Below are 18,577 nucleotides of genomic sequence, written 5' to 3'. Positions count from 1 at the left end.
CGCCATGCACGGCCCGACAAGCCAGCCGCAGACACCGTTGCTATTCTGGCTCCGACCTCTTCGCTGGAGTTCCGAATGCCTGCTGCAAGCGTTTCCTCTGCCGTTCCCGCCGATCGCCCGGAACTGGGCGCCATCAGAGAGTCCATGCTGATCGACGGCGAGCCCGTGCGCGAAGGGCAGGGCCAGCCCATCGCCGTGCACGATCCCGCCACTGGCCAGGTGATCGCGCACCAGCCGGACGCCGGTCCCGCCCAGATCGACCAGGCGGTGCAGGCCGCCAGGCGCGCATTCGACGCCGGGCCCTGGCGCGATATGCTGCCCGCCGGCCGCGAACGCCTGCTGCTGAAGCTGGCGGACCTCGTCGAGCAGCATGGCGACGAGCTGGCCCGCCTGGAAACGCTCAACAATGGCAAGCTGCTGGGGGTGGCGCAGGCGCTGGAGGTCGGGTCCGGCGCGCAGTGGCTGCGCTACATGGCGGGCTGGGCCACCAAGATCACCGGCGATACGCTGTCGCTGTCCATTCCGTTTCCGCCGGGCGTCCGGTACAGCGCCCAGACCTTGCCGCAGCCCGTGGGCGTGGTCGGCGCGATCGTTCCCTGGAATTTCCCGCTGCTGATGGCGATCTGGAAGATCGCGCCGGCGTTGGCGGCCGGCTGCACCGTGGTGCTCAAGCCCGCCGAGGAAACCCCGTTGACCGCGCTGCGTCTGGCCGAACTGGTGCTGGAAGCGGGTTTCCCGCCCGGCGTGGTCAATGTCGTGACGGGCCGCGGTGAAACGGCGGGCGCGGCGCTGGTCGCCCATCCCGGCGTCGACAAGATCGCGTTCACCGGCTCCACCGAGGTGGGCAAGCTGATCGGCCGCGCCGCGATGGACGACATGAAGCGGGTGTCGCTGGAGCTGGGCGGCAAGTCCCCGGTGATCGTGCTGGACGATTGCGACGTCGACCGCGCCGTGCAGGGCGCCGCCGCCGCCATTTTCTTCAACCAGGGCCAGGTGTGCACGGCCGGCTCGCGGCTCTACGTGCAGAAGGGCTTGTACGCCAAGGTCGTGCAGGGGCTGGCCGACCTGGCCGCCGGTATGAAGCTGGGCTCGGGCTTCGATCCGGCCACGCAGATCGGTCCGCTGGTTTCGGCGCGCCACCAGCGGCGCGTCATGGACTACATCGGTCTCGGGCGCGCCGAAGGCGGCCAGGTGCTGGCGGGGGGCGCGGCCGGCGAGGGCCAAGGCTATTTCGTGCAGCCCACCGTCTTTGCCGGCCTGCGATCCGACGCAAGAATCGCGCGCGAAGAGATTTTCGGGCCCGTGGTCGTGGCGCAGCCCTTCGACAGCCTGGACGACGCCGTGCGGCTGGCCAACGACAGCGCCTTCGGCCTGGGCGCGAGCCTGTGGAGCAATGACCTCGGCCGCGTCCAAAGCCTGATCCCGCGCATCGACGCCGGCACCATCTGGGTGAACACCCACAACATGCTGGACCCGAACATGCCTTTCGGCGGGTTCAAGCAATCCGGCATTGGCCGCGAGCACGGCCGCGCCGTGCTGGATCTGTACCTGGAGAAGAAGTCGGTCTGCATGGCGTACTAACAACGGCGGCGCGGCCCAAACCGGGAGATACCGGTGGCCGCGCCGTCACGGAACCAAGGGGAAATACATGGCAGGCAGCAGGCTTTGCCGGACCCGCGCGCGCGCCGCGCTGCTGTTGGCCTGCGCGGGGGCGTCGCAGGCGGCATGGGCCGGAGATCCCAGCGCGCGCGATTGGATACCCGCGCCGGTGGGCACCAATCTCGTCGCAGGCTATCTGGCGGGGCTGCGCTCGTCCGGGCTGTACGCCGAAGGCAAGCGGGTGGGAGGCGCCTCGGTGGACGTTAACGCGCTGGTGTATCGCCAGATGCATTACCGGGAGTTTTACGGCAAGACGGTGCAGCTCGAATTCATCGTGCCGATGTACCGCACGTCGATGGAGCTGCCGGGCGCGCCGGGCGACCACCAGACAGGCATAGGCGACCTGACGCTGGGGTCGGCGATCTGGTTCTACAACAATGAGCAGACCAGAACCTGGTTCGCCTGGGAGCCGTTCATCGTTGCGCCGGTGGGCCGCTACGACGGCTCGCGGCCCGATGTCTCGCCCGGGAAGAACCGCTGGTCGACCATCCAGGATTTTTCCTTCGTGAAGGGGATAGGCGAATCCACCTATCTCGAAGCCATCGCGGAAGTGGAGATCTATGGCCGCAACACCGACTGGTATGGGCAGACGCTGAAGAAAGATCCTTCGTTCCGCTTTTTCGCCCTGGCGTCGACCAACCTGACGCCCGACACCTATACCGGGGTGCGCTATCGCTACGAAACCGGCGGGCGGGAGACCTCCTCGGGCGAAACCGTGGCCACCAGCGCCCGCAACCACCAGTTGGCCGTCGAGCTCACGCACCAGATCAACGACGCCAACCAGATTCAGATGCAGTACATCCACGACCTGAAGGTCGAGAACGGGCCGCGCATGCGCGGCGTGCAGCTGCGCTATGTCTACGCGTTTTAAGGCCTGTGCGTGGCTGCTTTCAGCGTCGGCAGGCCCAGGGAGATCCGATCATGAGACGAGGAGAATATCGATGAATGCGCTACGCGCCAGATCATGCGCATCGCGGGCGGGACAGTGGGCGCTGTGCGCCGCCCTGGCCGCCGCGGCCGGGCTCGCCCGGGCGGACCTGCCGGTGGAGGAGCTCAAGGGCGGCGCCCGCCTGCCGCCTGCCACGCCTCACCGGCTGTATGTGATGGATGCCGTCTTCAATCACCTGGTGGACAGCCGGATCAACATCTACGACGGCGACACCCGCAAATTCCTGGGGCTGGTGCCCACCTCGTTCAACGGTCACATGACCGTGTCCGCGGACGGCAAGGACATCTACGTGATGACGACCTACTACGAACGGCTCAACCGCGGCAAGCGGACCGACCTGATCGAAGCCTGGGACGCCGAGACGCTGACGCCCAGGTTCGAGGTGCCCATCCCGCAGAAGCGCGCGCAGGCGCTGAACTACCGCAACTACCTGCGCCAGAGCACCGACGGCGGGCTGCTGTTCGTGCAGAACGCCACGCCGGCGTCCTCGGTCACGGTGGTGGATTTGAAGACGCGCCAGTTCACCGACGAAATCACGGCCGCCGCGGGATGCTGGAGCATCATCGTCCTGCCGTCCCGCCCGCGCAGCTTCGCCAGCATCTGCGGCGACGGCGCGCTGCTGACCGTCGACCTGGACGCGGCCGGCAAGCCGGCGGGCCAGCAGCGCAGCCAGCCGATGTTCGATCCGGAAAAGGACCCGGTCTTCACGCATACCGAGAACCTCGGCAACACGTTCTATTTCGTCTCCTACAACGGCAACGTGTACAGCGCGGATTTCAGCGGCCAGGACGCCGTCTTCGGCAAACCGTGGTCCTTGCTGGACGCGTCGGGCAAGGACCAGGGCTGGCGACCCGGCGGCTACAACCTGCTGGCCGTGAACCAGGCAAGCAAGCGGCTCTACGTCGGCATGCATCCGAACGGCGCCGAAGGCTCGCACAAGACGCCCGCCTCCGAGATCTGGGTCTACGACCTGTCCACGCACAAGCGGGTGGCGCGGGTGCCGGGCAGGAATGCACTGTCCATGTCGGTATCGCAGGACGAGGCGCCGCGCCTCTACACGCTGGACGGCGGCAACGTGAACGTCTACGACGCAGCGCCGGCCGCGCCCGTTCTCAAGGGAACGATCGAGGGCGCGGGCGAGACTGCGCTGCAGGTCGAGCCGCAACCCTGGAGGGCGCCATGAACGATCCCGTACTGCTCTATGCCGCGAGCGCGGCGCTGGCCTGCGTGCTGCTCCTGGGCGCGCTGGAAAAACTGCGGGACATGGCGCGCTTCTCCGCGGCGGTGTCGGCCTACCGGATCCTGCCCGAAAGCTGGAGCGGTGCGTTCGCATGGGCCTATGCGCTGGCCGAGGCCGTGGCCGGCGTCCTGTTGCTGGCGCCGCCGCGCCAGGCGGCGGGGGCGCAACTGGCGCTGCTGGTGCTGGCGACGGCCACCGCGGCGCTGGCGTTCAACTTGCTGCGCGGCCATCGCGACATCGATTGCGGCTGCGGCGGTCCGGCCAGCGGCACGGGACGGGGCGGGCAGGGCGGCGCGGGGCTGTCCTGGTGGCTGGTCCTGCGCAACGCGGTCCTGGCGTCGTGGACGGCGCCCGCGCTCCACGCCGCGGCGGGTGGCTCTCGCGGCCTGCAATGGGTGGACGCCGCCGCCGTCTTCGGCCTCGCGATCTCCGCGGTGGCCCTTTACTACACCGCCAATCACCTCTTGGCCTCGCATCTCAAGCTGCGGAACCTTTGAAGGAGTTTCACATGGATGCCTTGATCATTTCCAATTTTCTGCTGTGGGGCGTGGTGCTTTGCCTGGTGCTGGTCATCCTGGCCCTGTCGCGGCAGATCGGCGTGCTGTACGAACGCGTGGCGCCGATGGGCGCGCTCACGATGGACAAGGGCCCCGGCGTCGGCGAACCGGCGCCGCGCTTCGAACTTGCCGACCTGCTGGGCCGGCGCATCGTCGTGGGCGAACGCGGGCAGCACAGCCAACTGCTGTTCTTTCTGTCGCCGACCTGCCCGGTGTGCAAGAAGCTGCTGCCGATCCTGAAATCGGTGGCCGCCACCGAAAGCGCCTGGCTGCGCATCGTGCTGGCCAGCGACGGCGAAATGCCCGAGCATCTGGCGTTCTACAAGCAGGCGGGACTGGAGCGTTTTCCGTACCTGCTGTCGACCGAACTGGGCATGAAGTTCCAGATCAGCAAGCTGCCCTACGCCGTGCTGATCGACGAAACCGGAACGCTGCGAGCGAAGGGCCTGATCAATTCCCGCGAACAGCTCGAAAGCCTGTTCACGGCCAAGGAACTGGGCGTGGCGTCGGTGCAGGAGTTCCTGGCCGCCGGCGCGCTGGAAGAAACCCGGATTTCCCGCAAGGAGAGCGGCAATGCACTGGCTGGATAAACTCGGAGAGCGCGCCACGCGCTCGGTCGCGCACGCCACGTCCCGGCGCAGCGTGCTCAACCGCATCGGCAAGGCGCTGGTGGGAACGGCTTTCCTGATGCCGGTGCTGCCCGTGGCGCGCTCGGCGCCGGCGGCCCCCAAGAAGCCGCAGATGGACGACACCGCCTGCGACTACTGGCGCTACTGCGCGGTGGACGGCTTTCTGTGTTCCTGCTGCGGCGGCAGCATGACCTCGTGCCCGCCGGGCACTTCGCCTTCAGCCGTGTCGTGGGTGGGAACCTGCCACAATCCGCTGGACGGCAAGGACTACCTCATCAGCTACAACGACTGCTGCGGCAAGGCGGCTTGCGGGAAGTGCATGTGCGCTTCCGCCGAGCGCGAGCGCCCCGGCTACCAGATGTTCCTGCACAACGACGTGAACTGGTGCATGTCCAACGAATCGTCCATCTTCCACTGCACCACCTCCGTGATCGTGGGACTGGCCAAGACGAAGCCGAAGCCATGAGCCGGGGGCTGGGGCGGCGGGGGGCGGGATGGCGGCGGCATTGCGTCGCCGCCGTCCTGTTGTGCGCGGCGCGGGCCGTGGTCGCGCAAGGCGTCGCTCCCGACGGTTCCGCGGCGGCGCAGTTGCGCCAAAACGCGCGGGCCGATTACGTCCTGCAGTGCGCGGGCTGCCATCGCGTGGACGGCCGCGGCAGCAGCCGCCACGGCATTCCCGATTTCCGGGGTTCCGTCGGCGCTTTCGTGCACTTGCCGGCGGGCCGCGAATACCTGATCCGGGTGCCGGGCGCCGCGCAATCCCAGTTGAGCGACGCCGAACTCGCGGCGGTGCTGAACTGGCTGCTGGAAAGTTTCAGCGCCGCGCAACTGCCCGCGGATTTCCGTCCCTACACCAAACAGGAAGTGGCGGCGGCGCGGCGGCGCCGCTACGAGGACGTGGTGCCGGTGCGCCACGGGCTGGCGCAGGCCTTGTCGAAGCAGGGTTTCGACCTGGCCGAATATTCCTACGGGAGCGACAGAAAACCCTAGCGGGGCGGCTGTCTTAGGGGTTGTTACCGATGTTCCCGTCCCGCCGCCCGATGCTAGAAAGAGGCAGCATTCCGGAGTCGCCATGTCCCAATCCCTTTTGCGCAGCGCGCCCAGGCACTTCCTGGATTGCGCCAGCTGGCAGGAAAGTGTCAGCGATACCTTTGTTCCCCTGGAAGTATCCGCCGTGTTCCCAGCGCGCTTCCGCAACAGCGTGGCGGTGGACTCACTGGGCTGGATGCAGGTCAGCGAGCTGCGCAGCAGCGCGCAGCGCGTGCGCCGCAGCAAGCTGCTGGCCGACCAGTCGGTCGCGGCCGGCTACAAAGTGACGCTGCAATTGTCCGGCCGCAGCGAAATCCACCAAGCCCGGCGCAGCGCCTTGCTGACCCCGGGCGAATGGGGCATCTACGACACCACCCGCCCATACGAGATCGAGGTGGACGACGGCGCGCATTTCCTGGTGATGCAGGTGCCCGGCAAGCATGTCGAGGCCTGGGAGCCTTTCATGCGCAATGCCGTGGCGCGCCGCTTCAGCGCCCGCCAGGGCTGCGGCCGGATGGCCATGGACCTGCTGCGGGTGGCGTTGAACGAGCACGCCAACCTGTCGGAGAGCGCGTCGCGCGACGCCGCCAATGCGATCTTGCAGATGATGGGCCTGAACATCAGCGAACAGGCCGGCGCGCTGGCCGAGCAGGACCAGGTCGAACTGCGCCAGGCGCAACTGCGCCGCGTGCAGCAGCACATACTCGAAAACCTGCATGATCCGGCCTTGTCTCCGGCCAGCGCGGCGGCGGCCTTCCGGGTGTCGCGGCGGTATCTGTACAAGCTCTTCGCGCAAGCGTCCACCACGCCCGCCGATTTCATCCTCAGCGCGCGGCTGGAGCGCTGCCGCGACACGCTTTGCGACGCAGCGCAGTCCGCCCGGCCGATCGGGGACATCGCCTATCGCTATGGGTTTTCGGACGCCGCGCGCTTCAGCCACGCGTTTCGCAAACGCTACGGCGTGTCGCCGTCGGAATACCGGCGCCAGGAACGCTAGCGCCGCGGCCGCTCAGAGCGACTCTTCGTTGATCAGCTCTTCCTTGCCGTAGAACTTCACGCCGATGTGGATGCGGTCGCGGCCTTGCGAGCGGCGGTGGCGGTTGGTGTCGCGCAGCGAATAGACGCAGCCGCAGTATTCCTGCTGGTAGAAGTTCTCGCGCTTGCTGATTTCGATCATGCGCGACGAGCCGCCGCCCTTGCGCCAGTTGTAGGTCCAGTAGATCAGGTCGTCGTAGCGGGCCGCGGCGCGTTCGCCGCAGCCGTTGATCTGGTTCATGTCCTTCCAGCGCGAGATGCCCAGCGAGCTGGTGATGGTGTCGAAACCGTGCTCGTGCGCGTACAGCGCGGTGCGCTCGAAGCGCATGTCGAAACAGACCGTGCAGCGTTCGCCGCGCTCGGGCGCGTCTTCCAGGCCCTTGACCCGTTCGAACCAGTTGTCCATGTCGTAGTCGGCGTCGATGAATTCGATGCCGTGCTGTTCGGCGAAGCGGATGTTCTCCTGCTTGCGGATTTCGTACTCTTTGACCGGATGGATGTTCGGGTTGTAGAAGTAGATCGCGTAATCGATGCCCGAGGCGGTCATGGCCTCCATGACTTCGCCGGAGCAGGGCGCGCAGCACGAGTGCAGCAGCACCTTGCGGCGGCCGGCGGGCAGATCGAGTTTGGGGCGCACGAGGTCGGACATGGCTGGCAAACGGAAAAATGCGGAAAAGTCCTTATTTTACGACGAGTTGCCGCCAGCCGCGCCCGCACGGGTTCATCCGAGCACGGCCGCCCACAGTTCGCGCACGGCGGCGCGTTCTTCCTGCAGCTGCTCGGGCGGCACGCGGGCCTTTTCCACGCCCTGCAGCCGCAGCTGATGCTGGACGCGGCGCAGGGTGCGATAGGCGTCGCCGGCGCGGGCGGCCAGCGCCGGCTCGATCAGGCCGGCCTCGCCGGCCAGGCGCAGCAGCGCGATATTGCCCAGGTTGCGCACCAGCTGCGGATGCGTGCCTGAGTGGCACAGCACCAGGTACTGGGTGACGAATTCCACGTCGACCATGCCGCCGCGGTCATGCTTGAGGTCGAACAGCGGGCCGGTGTTGGGATGGCCGGCGTTGATCTTCTCGCGCATCGCCAGCACTTCGTCGCGTAGCGCCGCGGCGTCGCGCGGCATCACCAGGATGTCCTCGCGGATGCGTTCGAAGCGCTCGCCGATGCCGGCGTCGCCGGCGGCATGCCGCGCGCGGGTCAGCGCCTGGTGCTCCCAGGCCCAGGCGTGCTTGTGCTGGTACTGCTCGAAGGCCTCGACCGATACGGCCAGCAGGCCGGCGTCGCCGTCCGGGCGCAGGCGCAGGTCGACCTCGTACAGCCGGCCCGAGGACGTCATGGTCGAGAGCCAGGAGGTCATGCGCCGGCCCAGCTTGGCGTAGACCTCGGCGGCGTCCTCGCGCGTGTCGTCGAACAGGAACACCAGGTCCAGGTCGGAGGCGTAGCCCAGCTCCTTGCCGCCCAGCTTGCCGTAGGCGATGACGGCGAAGCGCGGTTCGGCGCCCGGCACCCGGTTCACCAGCGGCCAGGCGCGGCGGATGGTTTCATTGAGCAGCACGTCGGCCAGCGCGGACAGCTGGTCGGCCAGCTTTTCCACGGTGAGCTCGCCCTCCAGGTCCTGCGCCAGCAGCTGGAAGCTGGCCTGGCGCTGCACGTCGCGCATGAGGTTCATCTGGCGTTCGATATCGGGCTCGCCGTCGGGCAGGCGGCAGGCGTCCAGGTCCGCGCCGAGCTGGCGCGCGATCTGGGCGAAGTCCAGCGGCTCGAACAGCGTGCGCCAGTCGATCAGGCTGTCGAGCAGCAGCGGATGCTGGGTCAGGTACTGGGCGGCCCAGGGGCTGGCGGCGACCATGCGGGCCACGCGGGCCAGGGTGTCGGGATACTCGGCCAGCAGGGCCAGGTAGGCGCTGCGCTGCGCGATTTTTTCGATCAGGTCGAACAGGCGCACCGTGGCCTCCAGCGGCGCAGGCGTCTGCAGCGCGGCGCGCAGCGCCGAGGGCAGCAGGATGTCCATGCGCTTGCGGCTGCTCTCGGGCAGGCTGCGGATGCGGTGGCTGTTGAGCAGGGTCTCGGTGCGGCGCAGCAGGTCCTGCGCGGAATCGCCGAAGGCCTGGCGGATCTGTTCGCCCAGCTCGCAATTGCCGTCCGGCGTTTCCAGGCAGCCGGCGGGTTCGGCGGCGCCGGGCGCGGGCGCCGGCTCCTCGGTCTCGCCCATGCCCATGATGCGGAACACATTGCGGAAGGTCTGCGAGACGAACTCGCGGTGCGCCGCCAGCGTGGTTTCGAAGTCCTGCGGGCTCATGCCCAGGGCGGCGGCCAGCTCGGCGCGCTGGGCGGGATCGCCGGGCAGCAGGTGGGTCTGCGCGTCTTCGCGGTATTGCAGGGCGTGCTCGGTGCGCCGCAGATAGCGGTAGGCCTGCTCCAGGCGCCGGACGTCGTCCTCGGGCATCAGGCCGGCCGCGCGTTCGGCCTCTAGCGCTTCGAGCAGGCCGCGCTTTTGCAGCGCCGGCATGCGGCCGCCGCGGATCAGCTGGGCCACCTGCACCACGAATTCGATCTCGCGGATGCCGCCGTCGCCCAGCTTGATGTTGTTGGCGCTGTCGATGCCGCTGCGCGCGTGGGCGCGGCGCTGCCAGTCCTGGCGGATGCGCTCGCGCAGCGCGCGCAGGGCGGCGAGGGCGTCGAAATCGAAATACTTGCGGTACACGAAGGGCACGCGCAGGCTTTCGAGCTGGCGCGCCTGCGCGGCGCTGTCGCTGCCGTCGAAGGCCTGGGCCGGAATCAGCCGCGCCTTGAGCCAGGCATAGCGCTCCCATTCGCGGCCCTGGCCGATCAGGTAGTGCTCCAGCGCGTCCAGGCTCCAGGCCAGCGGGCCGGAGTCGCCGTCGGGACGCAGCCTCAGGTCGGTGCGGAATACCTGCCCGTTGGCGTCGACCTCGGACAGCACCGGCATCATGCGCCGCGTCAGGCGGCCGTAGAACTCGTGGTGGCTGATGCGGCGCGGCCCGTCGGTTTCGCCTTCTTCGCCATACAGCATGATGAGGTCGATGTCGGAGGACACGTTCAGTTCGCAGCCGCCGAGCTTGCCCATGCCCATGATCAGCATTTCCTGCGGCTTGCCGGTGGCCGGGTCGCGCGGCACGCCATGCACGGCCGCGAGTTCGGCCGCCACGCTGCGGTAGGCGGCGGCCACCGCCAGGTCGGCCAGGGCGGTCATGGCGCCCACCACCTCTTCGAGCGGCGCCTGCCCGGCCAGGTCGCGCACGATCAGCACGTTGAAGACGCGTTCGCGCAGCTTGCGCAGCACCATGCGGCAGGATTCCACCGGCAGCGTGTCCGGCGCGCCCGGGCCGGCCAGTTCGGTTTGCCATGCTTTGATGCGGGCGGGCGTGAGCGGCTGCTGCACGGCCTCGGCAAGCCAGGCGGCCAGGTCGGGATGGGCATCGAGGCGGCGGCGCAGGTGGCCGGACCAGGCGAGGGCGGGGTCGAGCAAAACGGGCGTGGACATGGCGAAATTGGCGGCGAAATGGGCGCGTTTCAGGTATAAGTGGGGACGATACCGCAAGACCATTATCCTGCCCACCGATCCGTGTCAGCTTCGAAAAATTCCCCCACGCCGGACCCGCAATCGGGGCCTGCCGCCGGCCGTGCGTCCTGGTGGGGCGGCGCGGCGGCCAAGAAACTGCTGTGCGCCCTGTTCTGGGTGACGCTGGCCGTCTATGGCGTCGCCGCGCTGGGCGCGCTGGGCGTGCGCTACTGGGTGCTTCCCAGGATAGACCAATGGCGTCCGCAGATCGAGGCCTACGCCAGCCGGGCGCTGGGCTCGCGCGTGGAGATCGGCGCCATCGAAGCGGACTGGCAGGGGCTCAATCCGCGGCTGGACCTGAAGGCCGTGCAGGTCTACGACGACGAGCCGGACCCCGTGCTGGCCCTGCCGTCCGTCTCCGCCGTGCTGGGCTGGCGCAGCATTCTGGCCTTGTCGCCCAAGCTGGTGAGCCTGCAGGTCGAGCGGCCCGAAATCACGCTGCGCCGCGACGCGGACAATCATCTATGGGTGGCCGGCCAGGACATCGACCTCAACACCAGCGACCACCGTTCGGACCTGGATCATCCCGCGTTGCGCTGGCTGGCCGCGCAGCGCGAACTGCGCGTGCGCGGGGCCACGGTGCGCTGGATCGACGGGCTGCGCCAGGCGCCCGAACTGACGCTCGAAGGCGTGGACTTCCTGGCGCGCAACGGCAGCCTGTCGCACCGCTTCGTGCTGCGGGCCGCGGCCGGCGACGCGCTGGCGCGCAAGATCGAACTGCGCGGCGAGTTCAACCGCAGCCTGCTGGCGCTGGGCGGCGCCAATGCCGGCGGCTGGAGCGGGCAGCTCTATGCCCAGGTGGACGACGCCGAGCCGCTGGCCTGGGCGCCCTGGATCGAACCGCCGGAGATCGCGGGGCGCATCAGCGCGCGCGCCTGGCTGCAGCTGGAAAAAGGCAAGTTCACCGCGCTGACCGCGGACGCCGCGGTGCGCGGCCTGCGCTGGTCGGCCGCGGCCGACGGCCCCGGGTTCGCGGCGGATTACGCGCAGGCGCGCGTGCAGGGCCTGCCGGGCGACTTCGTACAGATCGAGGGCGTGCCGCTGGCGCGCAGCCCGGGCGCGGCCGCCGTGTCGGTCGACGGCCGCGCCGAGCAGCTGGCCGTGACCCTGCCTGGCGTGTTCGCGGAGCCCACGCTGAAAGCGCGCGACGTCGCGCTCCAGGCCAGCACCAAGGGGCCGGACGCCGAGCACTGGTTCGTCGACATCGCGCAGCTGCGGCTGGCCAATGACGACATCGACGCGCGTTTCCAGGGACAGTGGCAGCCCGAGGGCAAGACGGCGGCCGGCAGCGTGGACCTGCGCGGCACCATGGTGCGCGGCTCCATGCCGGCCATCCACCGCTACCTGCCGCTGGAGGTCAACGCGGACGCGCGCGAATGGCTGGCCACCGGCCTGCCGGCCGGCGAGATGCAGTCGGCCTCCATCACGCTCAAGGGCGACCTGGACGATTTTCCCTACGGCAGCCCCGGGGCCCAGGGCGAATTCGTCATCGCCGGCGCCTACACCGGCGCCAAGGTCGACTACGCGCCGGCGCGCGGCCACCGCAAGGGATGGCCGGTGCTGGAGAACCTGGCGGGCAACTTCCGCATCGACAAGGTCAGCCTGACGCTGGACAGCGCCGGCGGTGCGCTGGCCCACGTGGGGCCAGGCCAGACCGTGGCGCTGGGCGCGGTCTCCGCCACCATTCCCAACATGGAGGAGAACTCCGAACTGCTGCTGGACGGCGAGACCTCCGGCTCGGTGCCGGCCTATCTGGCGCTGGCGGCGAATTCGCCGCTGGGCGAACTGCTGGACGGCGCGCTGGAAGAGGCGCGCGGCAGCGGCGACTGGCGCGTGGGCCTCAAGCTCAAGGTGCCGCTGCTCAATACCGACGACACGCAGGTGCAGGGGCGCATCCAGTTCGCCGACAACAGCTTCACCTTCATGCCGGAAATGCCGCTGCTCAGCCAGATGCGCGGCGAGCTGGCGTTCTCGGAAAAAGGCGTGGAGACCAAGGAAGTGCGGGCTCAGTTCCTGGGCGGTCCGGCGCGGATTTCCGGCCGCCTGGCCAAGGGGTCGGACGCGCTGCGGTTCGAAGGCACGCTGGCCGGCTCGGCGCTGACCCAGCTGAGCAACACGCCGTCCATGTCGCGCTTTTCGGGCAAGGCGGCCTACAAGGGCAAGGTGGGCTATCAGCGCGGCGGGGCGGTGGATATTTCCGTGGAGTCCGACCTGGTCGGCATGGCGATCGACATGCCCGCGCCGGTGGGCAAGCCTGCCCAGAGCGCGCAGACGCTGAAGGTAGAGTGGTCGCCCGCGCAGGACCGCGGCGCCTCGAACCGGCGCTGGCTGACGGCCAGCCTGGGCGACGGCGTCAACGCGCTGTTCGAGCGCGCGCCGTCCGAGGGCGAGCGTTCCTATTTCACGCGCGGCGCGCTGGGCATCGGCCGCCCGGCCAGCCTGCCGGAGCGGGGGCTGAGCCTGAACGCGACGCTGCCGGAACTGGACATGGACGCCTGGGAAGACGTGGCCGACGGGTTCAGCCCGGCCGCCGGCAAGAGCGCAGGCAAGAGCCGCGCCGCCTCGCGCCCGATGCTGCCGCAGCCCGAGCGCATCAGCCTGGCCGCCGGCAAGCTGCGCACCGGCGGCTTTACCCTCAACGACCTGACGCTGTATGCGACCCGCCCCGGCCCGGCGCAGTGGCGCGTGGACCTGCAATCGCGCCAGGCCGCCGGCACGCTGGAGTGGCGCGAGGCCTCCGGCGCCATCGCCGGGCAGATCACGGCGCGCCTGAAGCACCTGGCGCTGGGCGGCGAAGGCGATGACAACGACGCCGACGAGGCCCTGTCCTCGGGCAGCGACCTGTCGGACATCCCGGCGATCGACTTGCAGGCGCAGGAATTCCGGCTGTACGGCAAGAATCTGGGCGCGCTGCAGGTCCAGGGCGCCAATCTGGAGCGCGGCCGCCAATGGCGGCTGGACAAGCTCTCCATCACCAATCCGGCGGCCTCGTTGAACGCCACCGGCAACTGGCGGCTGCAGGGCGCGGACCGCGGGCTGACGGTGGACGCTTCGGTGAAGTACGAGGATGTGGGCAAGTTCCTCGACAGCATCGGCTTCGAGAAAGTGGTGTCGGGCGGGCAGGGCACCATGAAGGGCCAGGCCACCTGGCGCGACCTGCCCTGGACCCACAAGATCGAAAACCTGACCGGCGAGGTCGACGTCAGCCTGGACAAGGGCCGCTTCATGCACGTCAATTCGCGCACCGCACGGCTGCTGGAGCTGCTGTCGCTGCAATCGCTGCAGAGGCTGGCGCGGCTGGACGTGAACCCGACCAACCTGCTGCGCGACGGCTTTCCCTTCGACACCATCCGCGGCCGGGTCAAAGTGGCCGAGGGCGTTGCGTCCACCGAAGGCTACAAGATCAACGGGCCGGTCGCCGCCATCGTGCTGGCCGGCGGCGTCAACATCATCCGCGAACGCTGGGACCTGAAGGCGGTGGTGATCCCCAACCTGGACGCCAGCGGCGCGGCCATGGTGACGGCGCTGGCGGTCAACCCGCTGATCGGCCTGGGGGCCTTCGTCACGCAATGGCTGCTCAAGCAGCCGCTGGCGCGCGCCATGACCATGGAATACGCCGTCACCGGCGACTGGGACGACCCCAAGATCGAGCCGATCGAAACGTCCGCCAAGCCGCTGGCGGACAAGCCGGCCAAGCCCGGCAAGCAACCCGAGACGCCGGGCCTGCTGGAGGAATTCCTGGGCGGCAACTAGGCCGGCCGCAATGGAAAGGGGCCCCCAAAGAAACGGGGGCCCCAAAAGAAACGGGTGCCTCAAGACCCGGGCCGCACGGATCCGGCTCCGCCGGTCCGTAGCGGCGCCCCCCTGGGGGGGAGATTATTTCTTTTTCATCATGTCGAAGAATTCGGCGTTCGTCTTCGTGGCGCGCATCTTGTCCAGGATGAATTCCATGGACTGGACTTCGTCCATGTCGTGGATGAACTTGCGCAGCACCCAGACCTTCTGCAGCAGGTCCGGCGCGATCAGCAGTTCTTCGCGGCGGGTGCCCGACTTGTTCAGGTTGATCGAGGGGTAGACGCGCTTTTCGGCCAGGCGGCGCTCGAGGTGGACTTCGGAGTTGCCGGTGCCCTTGAACTCTTCATAGATGACTTCGTCCATGCGGCTGCCGGTTTCGATCAGCGCCGTGCCCAGGATGGTCAGCGAACCGCCTTCCTCGAGGTTGCGGGCCGCGCCGAAGAAGCGCTTGGGACGTTGCAGCGCGTTGGCGTCCACGCCGCCGGTCAGCACCTTGCCGGAGGCCGGCACCACGGTGTTGTAGGCGCGCGCCAGGCGGGTGATGGAGTCCAGCAGGATCACCACGTCCTTCTTCATTTCGACCAGGCGCTTGGCCTTTTCGATGACCATTTCGGCGACCTGCACGTGGCGCGTGGCCGGTTCGTCGAAGGTCGAGGCCACCACTTCGCCGCGCACGGTGCGCTGCATTTCGGTCACTTCCTCGGGGCGTTCGTCGACCAGCAGGACGATCATGACCGCGTCGGGGTAGTTGGTGGTGATGGCGTGCGCGATGTGCTGCATCATCACCGTCTTGCCGGACTTGGGGCTGGCGACGATCAGGCCGCGCTGGCCCATGCCGATGGGCGCGAAGACGTCGAGAATCCGGCCGGTGAGGTTTTCTTCGCTCTTGATGTCGCGTTCGAGGCGGATGACGCGGTTCGGGTGCAGCGGCGTCAGGTTCTCGAACATGATGCGATGCTTGATCGCCTCGGGCGCCACGCCGTTGACCTTGTCCACCTTCACCAGCGCGAAATAGCGCTCGCCGTCCTTGGGCGTGCGCACTTCGCCTTCGATCGAGTCGCCGGTGTGCAGGTTGAAGCGGCGGATCTGCGAAGGCGAGATGTAGATGTCGTCGGTGCTGGCCAGGTACGAGGTCTCGGGCGAGCGCAGGAAGCCGAAGCCGTCGGGCAGGACTTCCAGCACGCCGTCGCCGAAGATCTGCTCGCCCTGCTTGGCGCGCCGTTTCATGATGGCGAACATCAGTTCCTGCTTGCGCAGGCGGTTGGCGTTCTCGATTTCCAGGCCGGCGGCCATTTCCAGCAGCTGCGAGACATGCAGCGCCTTCAGTTCGTTGAGGTGCATCGCGGTGAGTGGTGGGGGAAAAGTAAAGAAGGGTTCTGGCGGCGCGCCACGGACGGGCTCGCGCGGTATTGAATGAGCGCCGCCACCGGGGCGGCGCCTTCGTTCACAGCACGCAGTTTACAACGCGCCGTCCAGGAATGCGGTGAGTTGCGACTTGGACAGCGCGCCGACCTTGGTGGCGGCGGCCTGGCCGTCCTTAAAGAGCATGAGAGTGGGAATGCCACGGATGCCGTACTTGGCGGCGGTGTCCTGGTTTTCGTCCACGTTCAGCTTGGCGACCGTCAGGCGGCCGGCGTATTCGGTGGCGACTTCTTCCAGGATGGGGGCGATCATCTTGCAGGGGCCGCACCAGGCAGCCCAGTAATCCACCAGCACAGGCTGGCCGGACTTCAACACATCGGCATCGAAGCTTGCGTCACTGACGTTCTTGATTTGGTCGCTCATGATGGTGATTCTCGGGTTCGGCAGCAAAGGGCGCGTAAAACAGGGTCCGGAAGGAAAAAGGGTCCGAAGAGATGCGCCTTGCGGTTGTTCTTGTTTGTGGCAATGGACTAAAGCATACCACTGTCAATAACAACAGGCATACCACTGGAGATAACAACAGGGTTTGCCGGATTTGTGTAGGATGTTGCGGCGCAGTTGTCGCGATCCGGGCCGAGGGCCCCGATGCGCCGGTTGCCACTGTCATCATCCTACCGAATTCGGAGGTGGTCAGGTCGTGCGCATCCCACCGGGAGCCGCGCAGAACCTGGGCTTATCCGTAAAATGTCGGTTTTTTTCCACAGATGTTGGGGATAACTTGGCCACTCCACGTTACACCGAGGCGTCCATTCGCGTCCTGAAGGGGCTGGAGCCCGTGCGCCAGCGCCCGGGCATGTACACCCGAACCGAAAACCCGCTGCACGTCGTGCAGGAGGTCATTGATAACGCCGCAGACGAGGCATTGGCCGGCTACGGCAAGCAGATCCAGGTCACGCTGCACGCGGACGGCAGCGTTTCCGTCGAGGACGACGGGCGCGGCATTCCCGTGGGCCTGCATCCCGAAGAGAACGCGCCCGTGGTCGAGCTGGTGTTCACGCGCCTGCACGCCGGCGGCAAGTTCGACAAGGCCGGCGGCGGCGCCTACGCCTTCTCCGGCGGCCTGCACGGCGTGGGCGTGTCGGTCACCAACGCCCTGGCCACGCGGCTGGAGGTGGTGGTGTGGCGCGACGGCGCCGTCAACCGCCTGGTCTTCAAGGGCGGCGACGTGGCCGAGCCCCTGGCGCCCTACGACCAGGGCGGGCGCAAGAAGTCCGGCACCCGCGTGCGCGTCTGGCCGGACCCCAAGTATTTCGACAGCCCCAATATCCCGCCGGGCGAGCTGACGCACCTGCTGCGCAGCAAGGCCGTGCTGCTGCCCGGGGTCAAGGTCACGCTGGTCAACGAAAAGACCGGCGACACCAAGACCTGGCAGTACCAGGACGGCCTGCGCGGCTACCTGTCCGAGGCGCTGGCCGGGGCCGAGCTGATGGTGCCGTTCTTCGAAGGCCAGCAGTACGCCGGCGCCGACCACGAGAACTTCGCCGAAGGCGAGGGCGCCCAGTGGGTGGTGGCCTGGACCGAAGACGGCAACGCCGTGCGCGAGTCCTATGTCAACCTGATTCCCACGCCGGCCGGCGGCACCCACGAATCCGGCCTGCGCGAAGGCCTGTTCGGCGCGGTCAAGGGCTTTGCCGAACTGCACAGCCTGCTGCCCAAGGGCGTGAAGCTGCTGCCCGAGGACGTGTTCGCGCGCGCCAGCTTCGTGCTGTCGGCCAAGGTGCTGGACCCGCAGTTCCAGGGCCAGATCAAGGAGCGCCTGAACAGCCGCGACGCGGTGCGCCTGGTGGGCGGTTTTTCCAAGAGTGCGCTGGACCTGTGGCTGCACAGCAATGTCGAATACGGCAAGAAGCTGGCCGAGCTGGCCATCCGCCAGGCCCAGGCGCGCCAGCGCTCGGCGCAGAAGGTGGAAAAGCGCAAGAGTTCGGGCGTGGCCGTGCTGCCGGGCAAGCTGACCGATTGCGAATCCAGCGACGCCTCGCGCACCGAAGTGTTCCTGGTCGAGGGCGACTCGGCCGGCGGCTCGGCCAAGATGGGCCGCGACAAGGAGTTCCAGGCCATCCTGCCGCTGCGCGGCAAGGTGCTGAATTCCTGGGAAGTGGACCGCGACCGCCTGTTCGCCAACAACGAGATCCACGACATCTCGGTGGCCATCGGCGTGGACCCGCACGGTCCGGGCGACACGCCCGACCTGTCCGGCCTGCGCTACGGCCGCATCTGCATCCTGTCGGACGCGGACGTCGACGGCTCGCACATCCAGGTGCTGCTGTTGACGCTGTTCTACCGGCACTTCCCCAAGCTGGTCGAGGCCGGCCACGTCTTCGTGGCCAAGCCGCCGCTATTCCGCCTGGACGTGCCGGCCCAGGGCAAGCGTCCGGCGCGCAAGATCTACTGCCTGGACGAAGGCGAACTCGAGGCCGCGCAGGACAAGCTGCGCAAGGAAGGCGTGCGCGAAGGCGCCTGGGCCGTGAGCCGCTTCAAGGGCCTGGGCGAAATGAATCCCGAGCAGCTGTGGGAAACCACCATGAACCCGGACACGCGCCGGCTGCTGCCGGTGGGCTACGGCGACCAGACCCCCGAAGACACCACCCGCATGTTCGACATGCTGATGGGCAAGGGCGAGTCCTCGCAGCGCCGCGCCTGGATCGAGGAAAAGGGCAACCTGGCGGAGCTGGACATCTGATG

The 18,577-nt window shown here is 68.0% G+C and carries 14 protein-coding genes; 10 read left to right on the top strand and 4 right to left on the bottom strand.

Annotation, left to right across the window (positions count from 1 at the left end):
* The first annotated feature begins 75 nt into the window (after positions 1 to 75).
* From styD to AC1M14_RS17945, 8 genes are all read left to right on the top strand, one after another.
* The gene (gene styD / locus AC1M14_RS17980) at positions 76 to 1,581 is read left to right on the top strand and encodes a phenylacetaldehyde dehydrogenase StyD (RefSeq protein ID WP_102771772.1); all 1,506 of its coding nucleotides are present in this window, start codon (positions 76 to 78) and stop codon (positions 1,579 to 1,581) included.
* A 67-nt stretch (positions 1,582 to 1,648) separates the two neighbouring features.
* Positions 1,649 to 2,530 carry a transporter gene (locus tag AC1M14_RS17975; RefSeq protein WP_102771771.1) on the top strand — a complete coding sequence of 294 codons (882 nt, stop codon included), beginning with the start codon at positions 1,649 to 1,651 and terminating at the stop codon, positions 2,528 to 2,530.
* 70 nt (positions 2,531 to 2,600) lie between these two features.
* Complete coding sequence (locus AC1M14_RS17970) at positions 2,601 to 3,791, top strand: amine dehydrogenase large subunit (protein ID WP_111827221.1); 1,191 nt, start codon at positions 2,601 to 2,603, stop codon at positions 3,789 to 3,791.
* Positions 3,788 to 4,345 carry a MauE/DoxX family redox-associated membrane protein gene (locus AC1M14_RS17965; protein ID WP_102771769.1) on the top strand — a complete coding sequence of 186 codons (558 nt, stop codon included), beginning with the start codon at positions 3,788 to 3,790 and terminating at the stop codon, positions 4,343 to 4,345. The genes AC1M14_RS17970 and AC1M14_RS17965 overlap by 4 nt, the downstream gene beginning before the upstream one ends.
* 11 nt (positions 4,346 to 4,356) lie before the next feature.
* Positions 4,357 to 4,995 carry a methylamine dehydrogenase accessory protein MauD gene (mauD, locus tag AC1M14_RS17960; RefSeq protein WP_102771768.1) on the top strand — a complete coding sequence of 213 codons (639 nt, stop codon included), beginning with the start codon at positions 4,357 to 4,359 and terminating at the stop codon, positions 4,993 to 4,995.
* Positions 4,979 to 5,500 carry a methylamine dehydrogenase light chain gene (locus AC1M14_RS17955; protein ID WP_479730195.1) on the top strand — a complete coding sequence of 174 codons (522 nt, stop codon included), beginning with the start codon at positions 4,979 to 4,981 and terminating at the stop codon, positions 5,498 to 5,500. Before mauD ends, AC1M14_RS17955 begins: the two co-directional genes overlap by 17 nt.
* Positions 5,501 to 5,577: 77 nt before the next feature.
* The gene (locus AC1M14_RS17950) at positions 5,578 to 6,024 is read left to right on the top strand and encodes a c-type cytochrome (RefSeq protein ID WP_479730194.1); all 447 of its coding nucleotides are present in this window, start codon (positions 5,578 to 5,580) and stop codon (positions 6,022 to 6,024) included.
* An 82-nt stretch (positions 6,025 to 6,106) separates the two neighbouring features.
* The gene (locus tag AC1M14_RS17945; protein WP_102771765.1) at positions 6,107 to 7,060 is read left to right on the top strand and encodes an AraC-like ligand-binding domain-containing protein; all 954 of its coding nucleotides are present in this window, start codon (positions 6,107 to 6,109) and stop codon (positions 7,058 to 7,060) included.
* A 12-nt stretch (positions 7,061 to 7,072) separates the two neighbouring features.
* On the opposite strand, the gene AC1M14_RS17940 is transcribed toward AC1M14_RS17945, so the two are convergent.
* Entirely contained in the window at positions 7,073 to 7,747 is a 675-nt protein-coding gene (locus tag AC1M14_RS17940) for an epoxyqueuosine reductase QueH (RefSeq protein ID WP_102771764.1), read from the bottom strand.
* Positions 7,748 to 7,819: 72 nt separating this feature from the next.
* Complete coding sequence (gene glnE / locus AC1M14_RS17935) at positions 7,820 to 10,600, bottom strand: bifunctional [glutamate--ammonia ligase]-adenylyl-L-tyrosine phosphorylase/[glutamate--ammonia-ligase] adenylyltransferase (RefSeq protein ID WP_479730193.1); 2,781 nt, start codon at positions 10,598 to 10,600, stop codon at positions 7,820 to 7,822.
* A gap of 174 nt (positions 10,601 to 10,774) precedes the next feature.
* On the opposite strand from glnE, the gene AC1M14_RS17930 reads away from it, so the two are divergent.
* Positions 10,775 to 14,431, top strand: a complete 3,657-nt coding sequence (locus AC1M14_RS17930; RefSeq protein WP_479731819.1) for a YhdP family protein — start codon at positions 10,775 to 10,777, stop codon at positions 14,429 to 14,431.
* Between the two features lie 123 nt (positions 14,432 to 14,554).
* On the opposite strand, the gene rho is transcribed toward AC1M14_RS17930, so the two are convergent.
* On the bottom strand, positions 14,555 to 15,814 hold the full coding sequence (gene rho / locus AC1M14_RS17925; RefSeq protein WP_043541410.1) for a transcription termination factor Rho: 1,260 nt from the start codon (positions 15,812 to 15,814) through the stop codon (positions 14,555 to 14,557).
* A gap of 117 nt (positions 15,815 to 15,931) precedes the next feature.
* Complete coding sequence (trxA, locus tag AC1M14_RS17920) at positions 15,932 to 16,258, bottom strand: thioredoxin TrxA (protein WP_102771763.1); 327 nt, start codon at positions 16,256 to 16,258, stop codon at positions 15,932 to 15,934.
* Positions 16,259 to 16,613: 355 nt separating this feature from the next.
* On the opposite strand from trxA, the gene parE reads away from it, so the two are divergent.
* Positions 16,614 to 18,575: a DNA topoisomerase IV subunit B gene (parE, locus tag AC1M14_RS17915; protein ID WP_168202330.1), complete on the top strand. Its 1,962-nt coding sequence runs from the start codon at positions 16,614 to 16,616 to the stop codon at positions 18,573 to 18,575.
* Positions 18,576 to 18,577 lie beyond the last annotated feature (2 nt).

It is taken from the genome of Achromobacter sp. SX5 (genome assembly GCF_056711425.1).
Note: the sequence above shows the minus strand (reverse complement) of the source record. Positions and strands in the feature narration are given on the sequence as shown.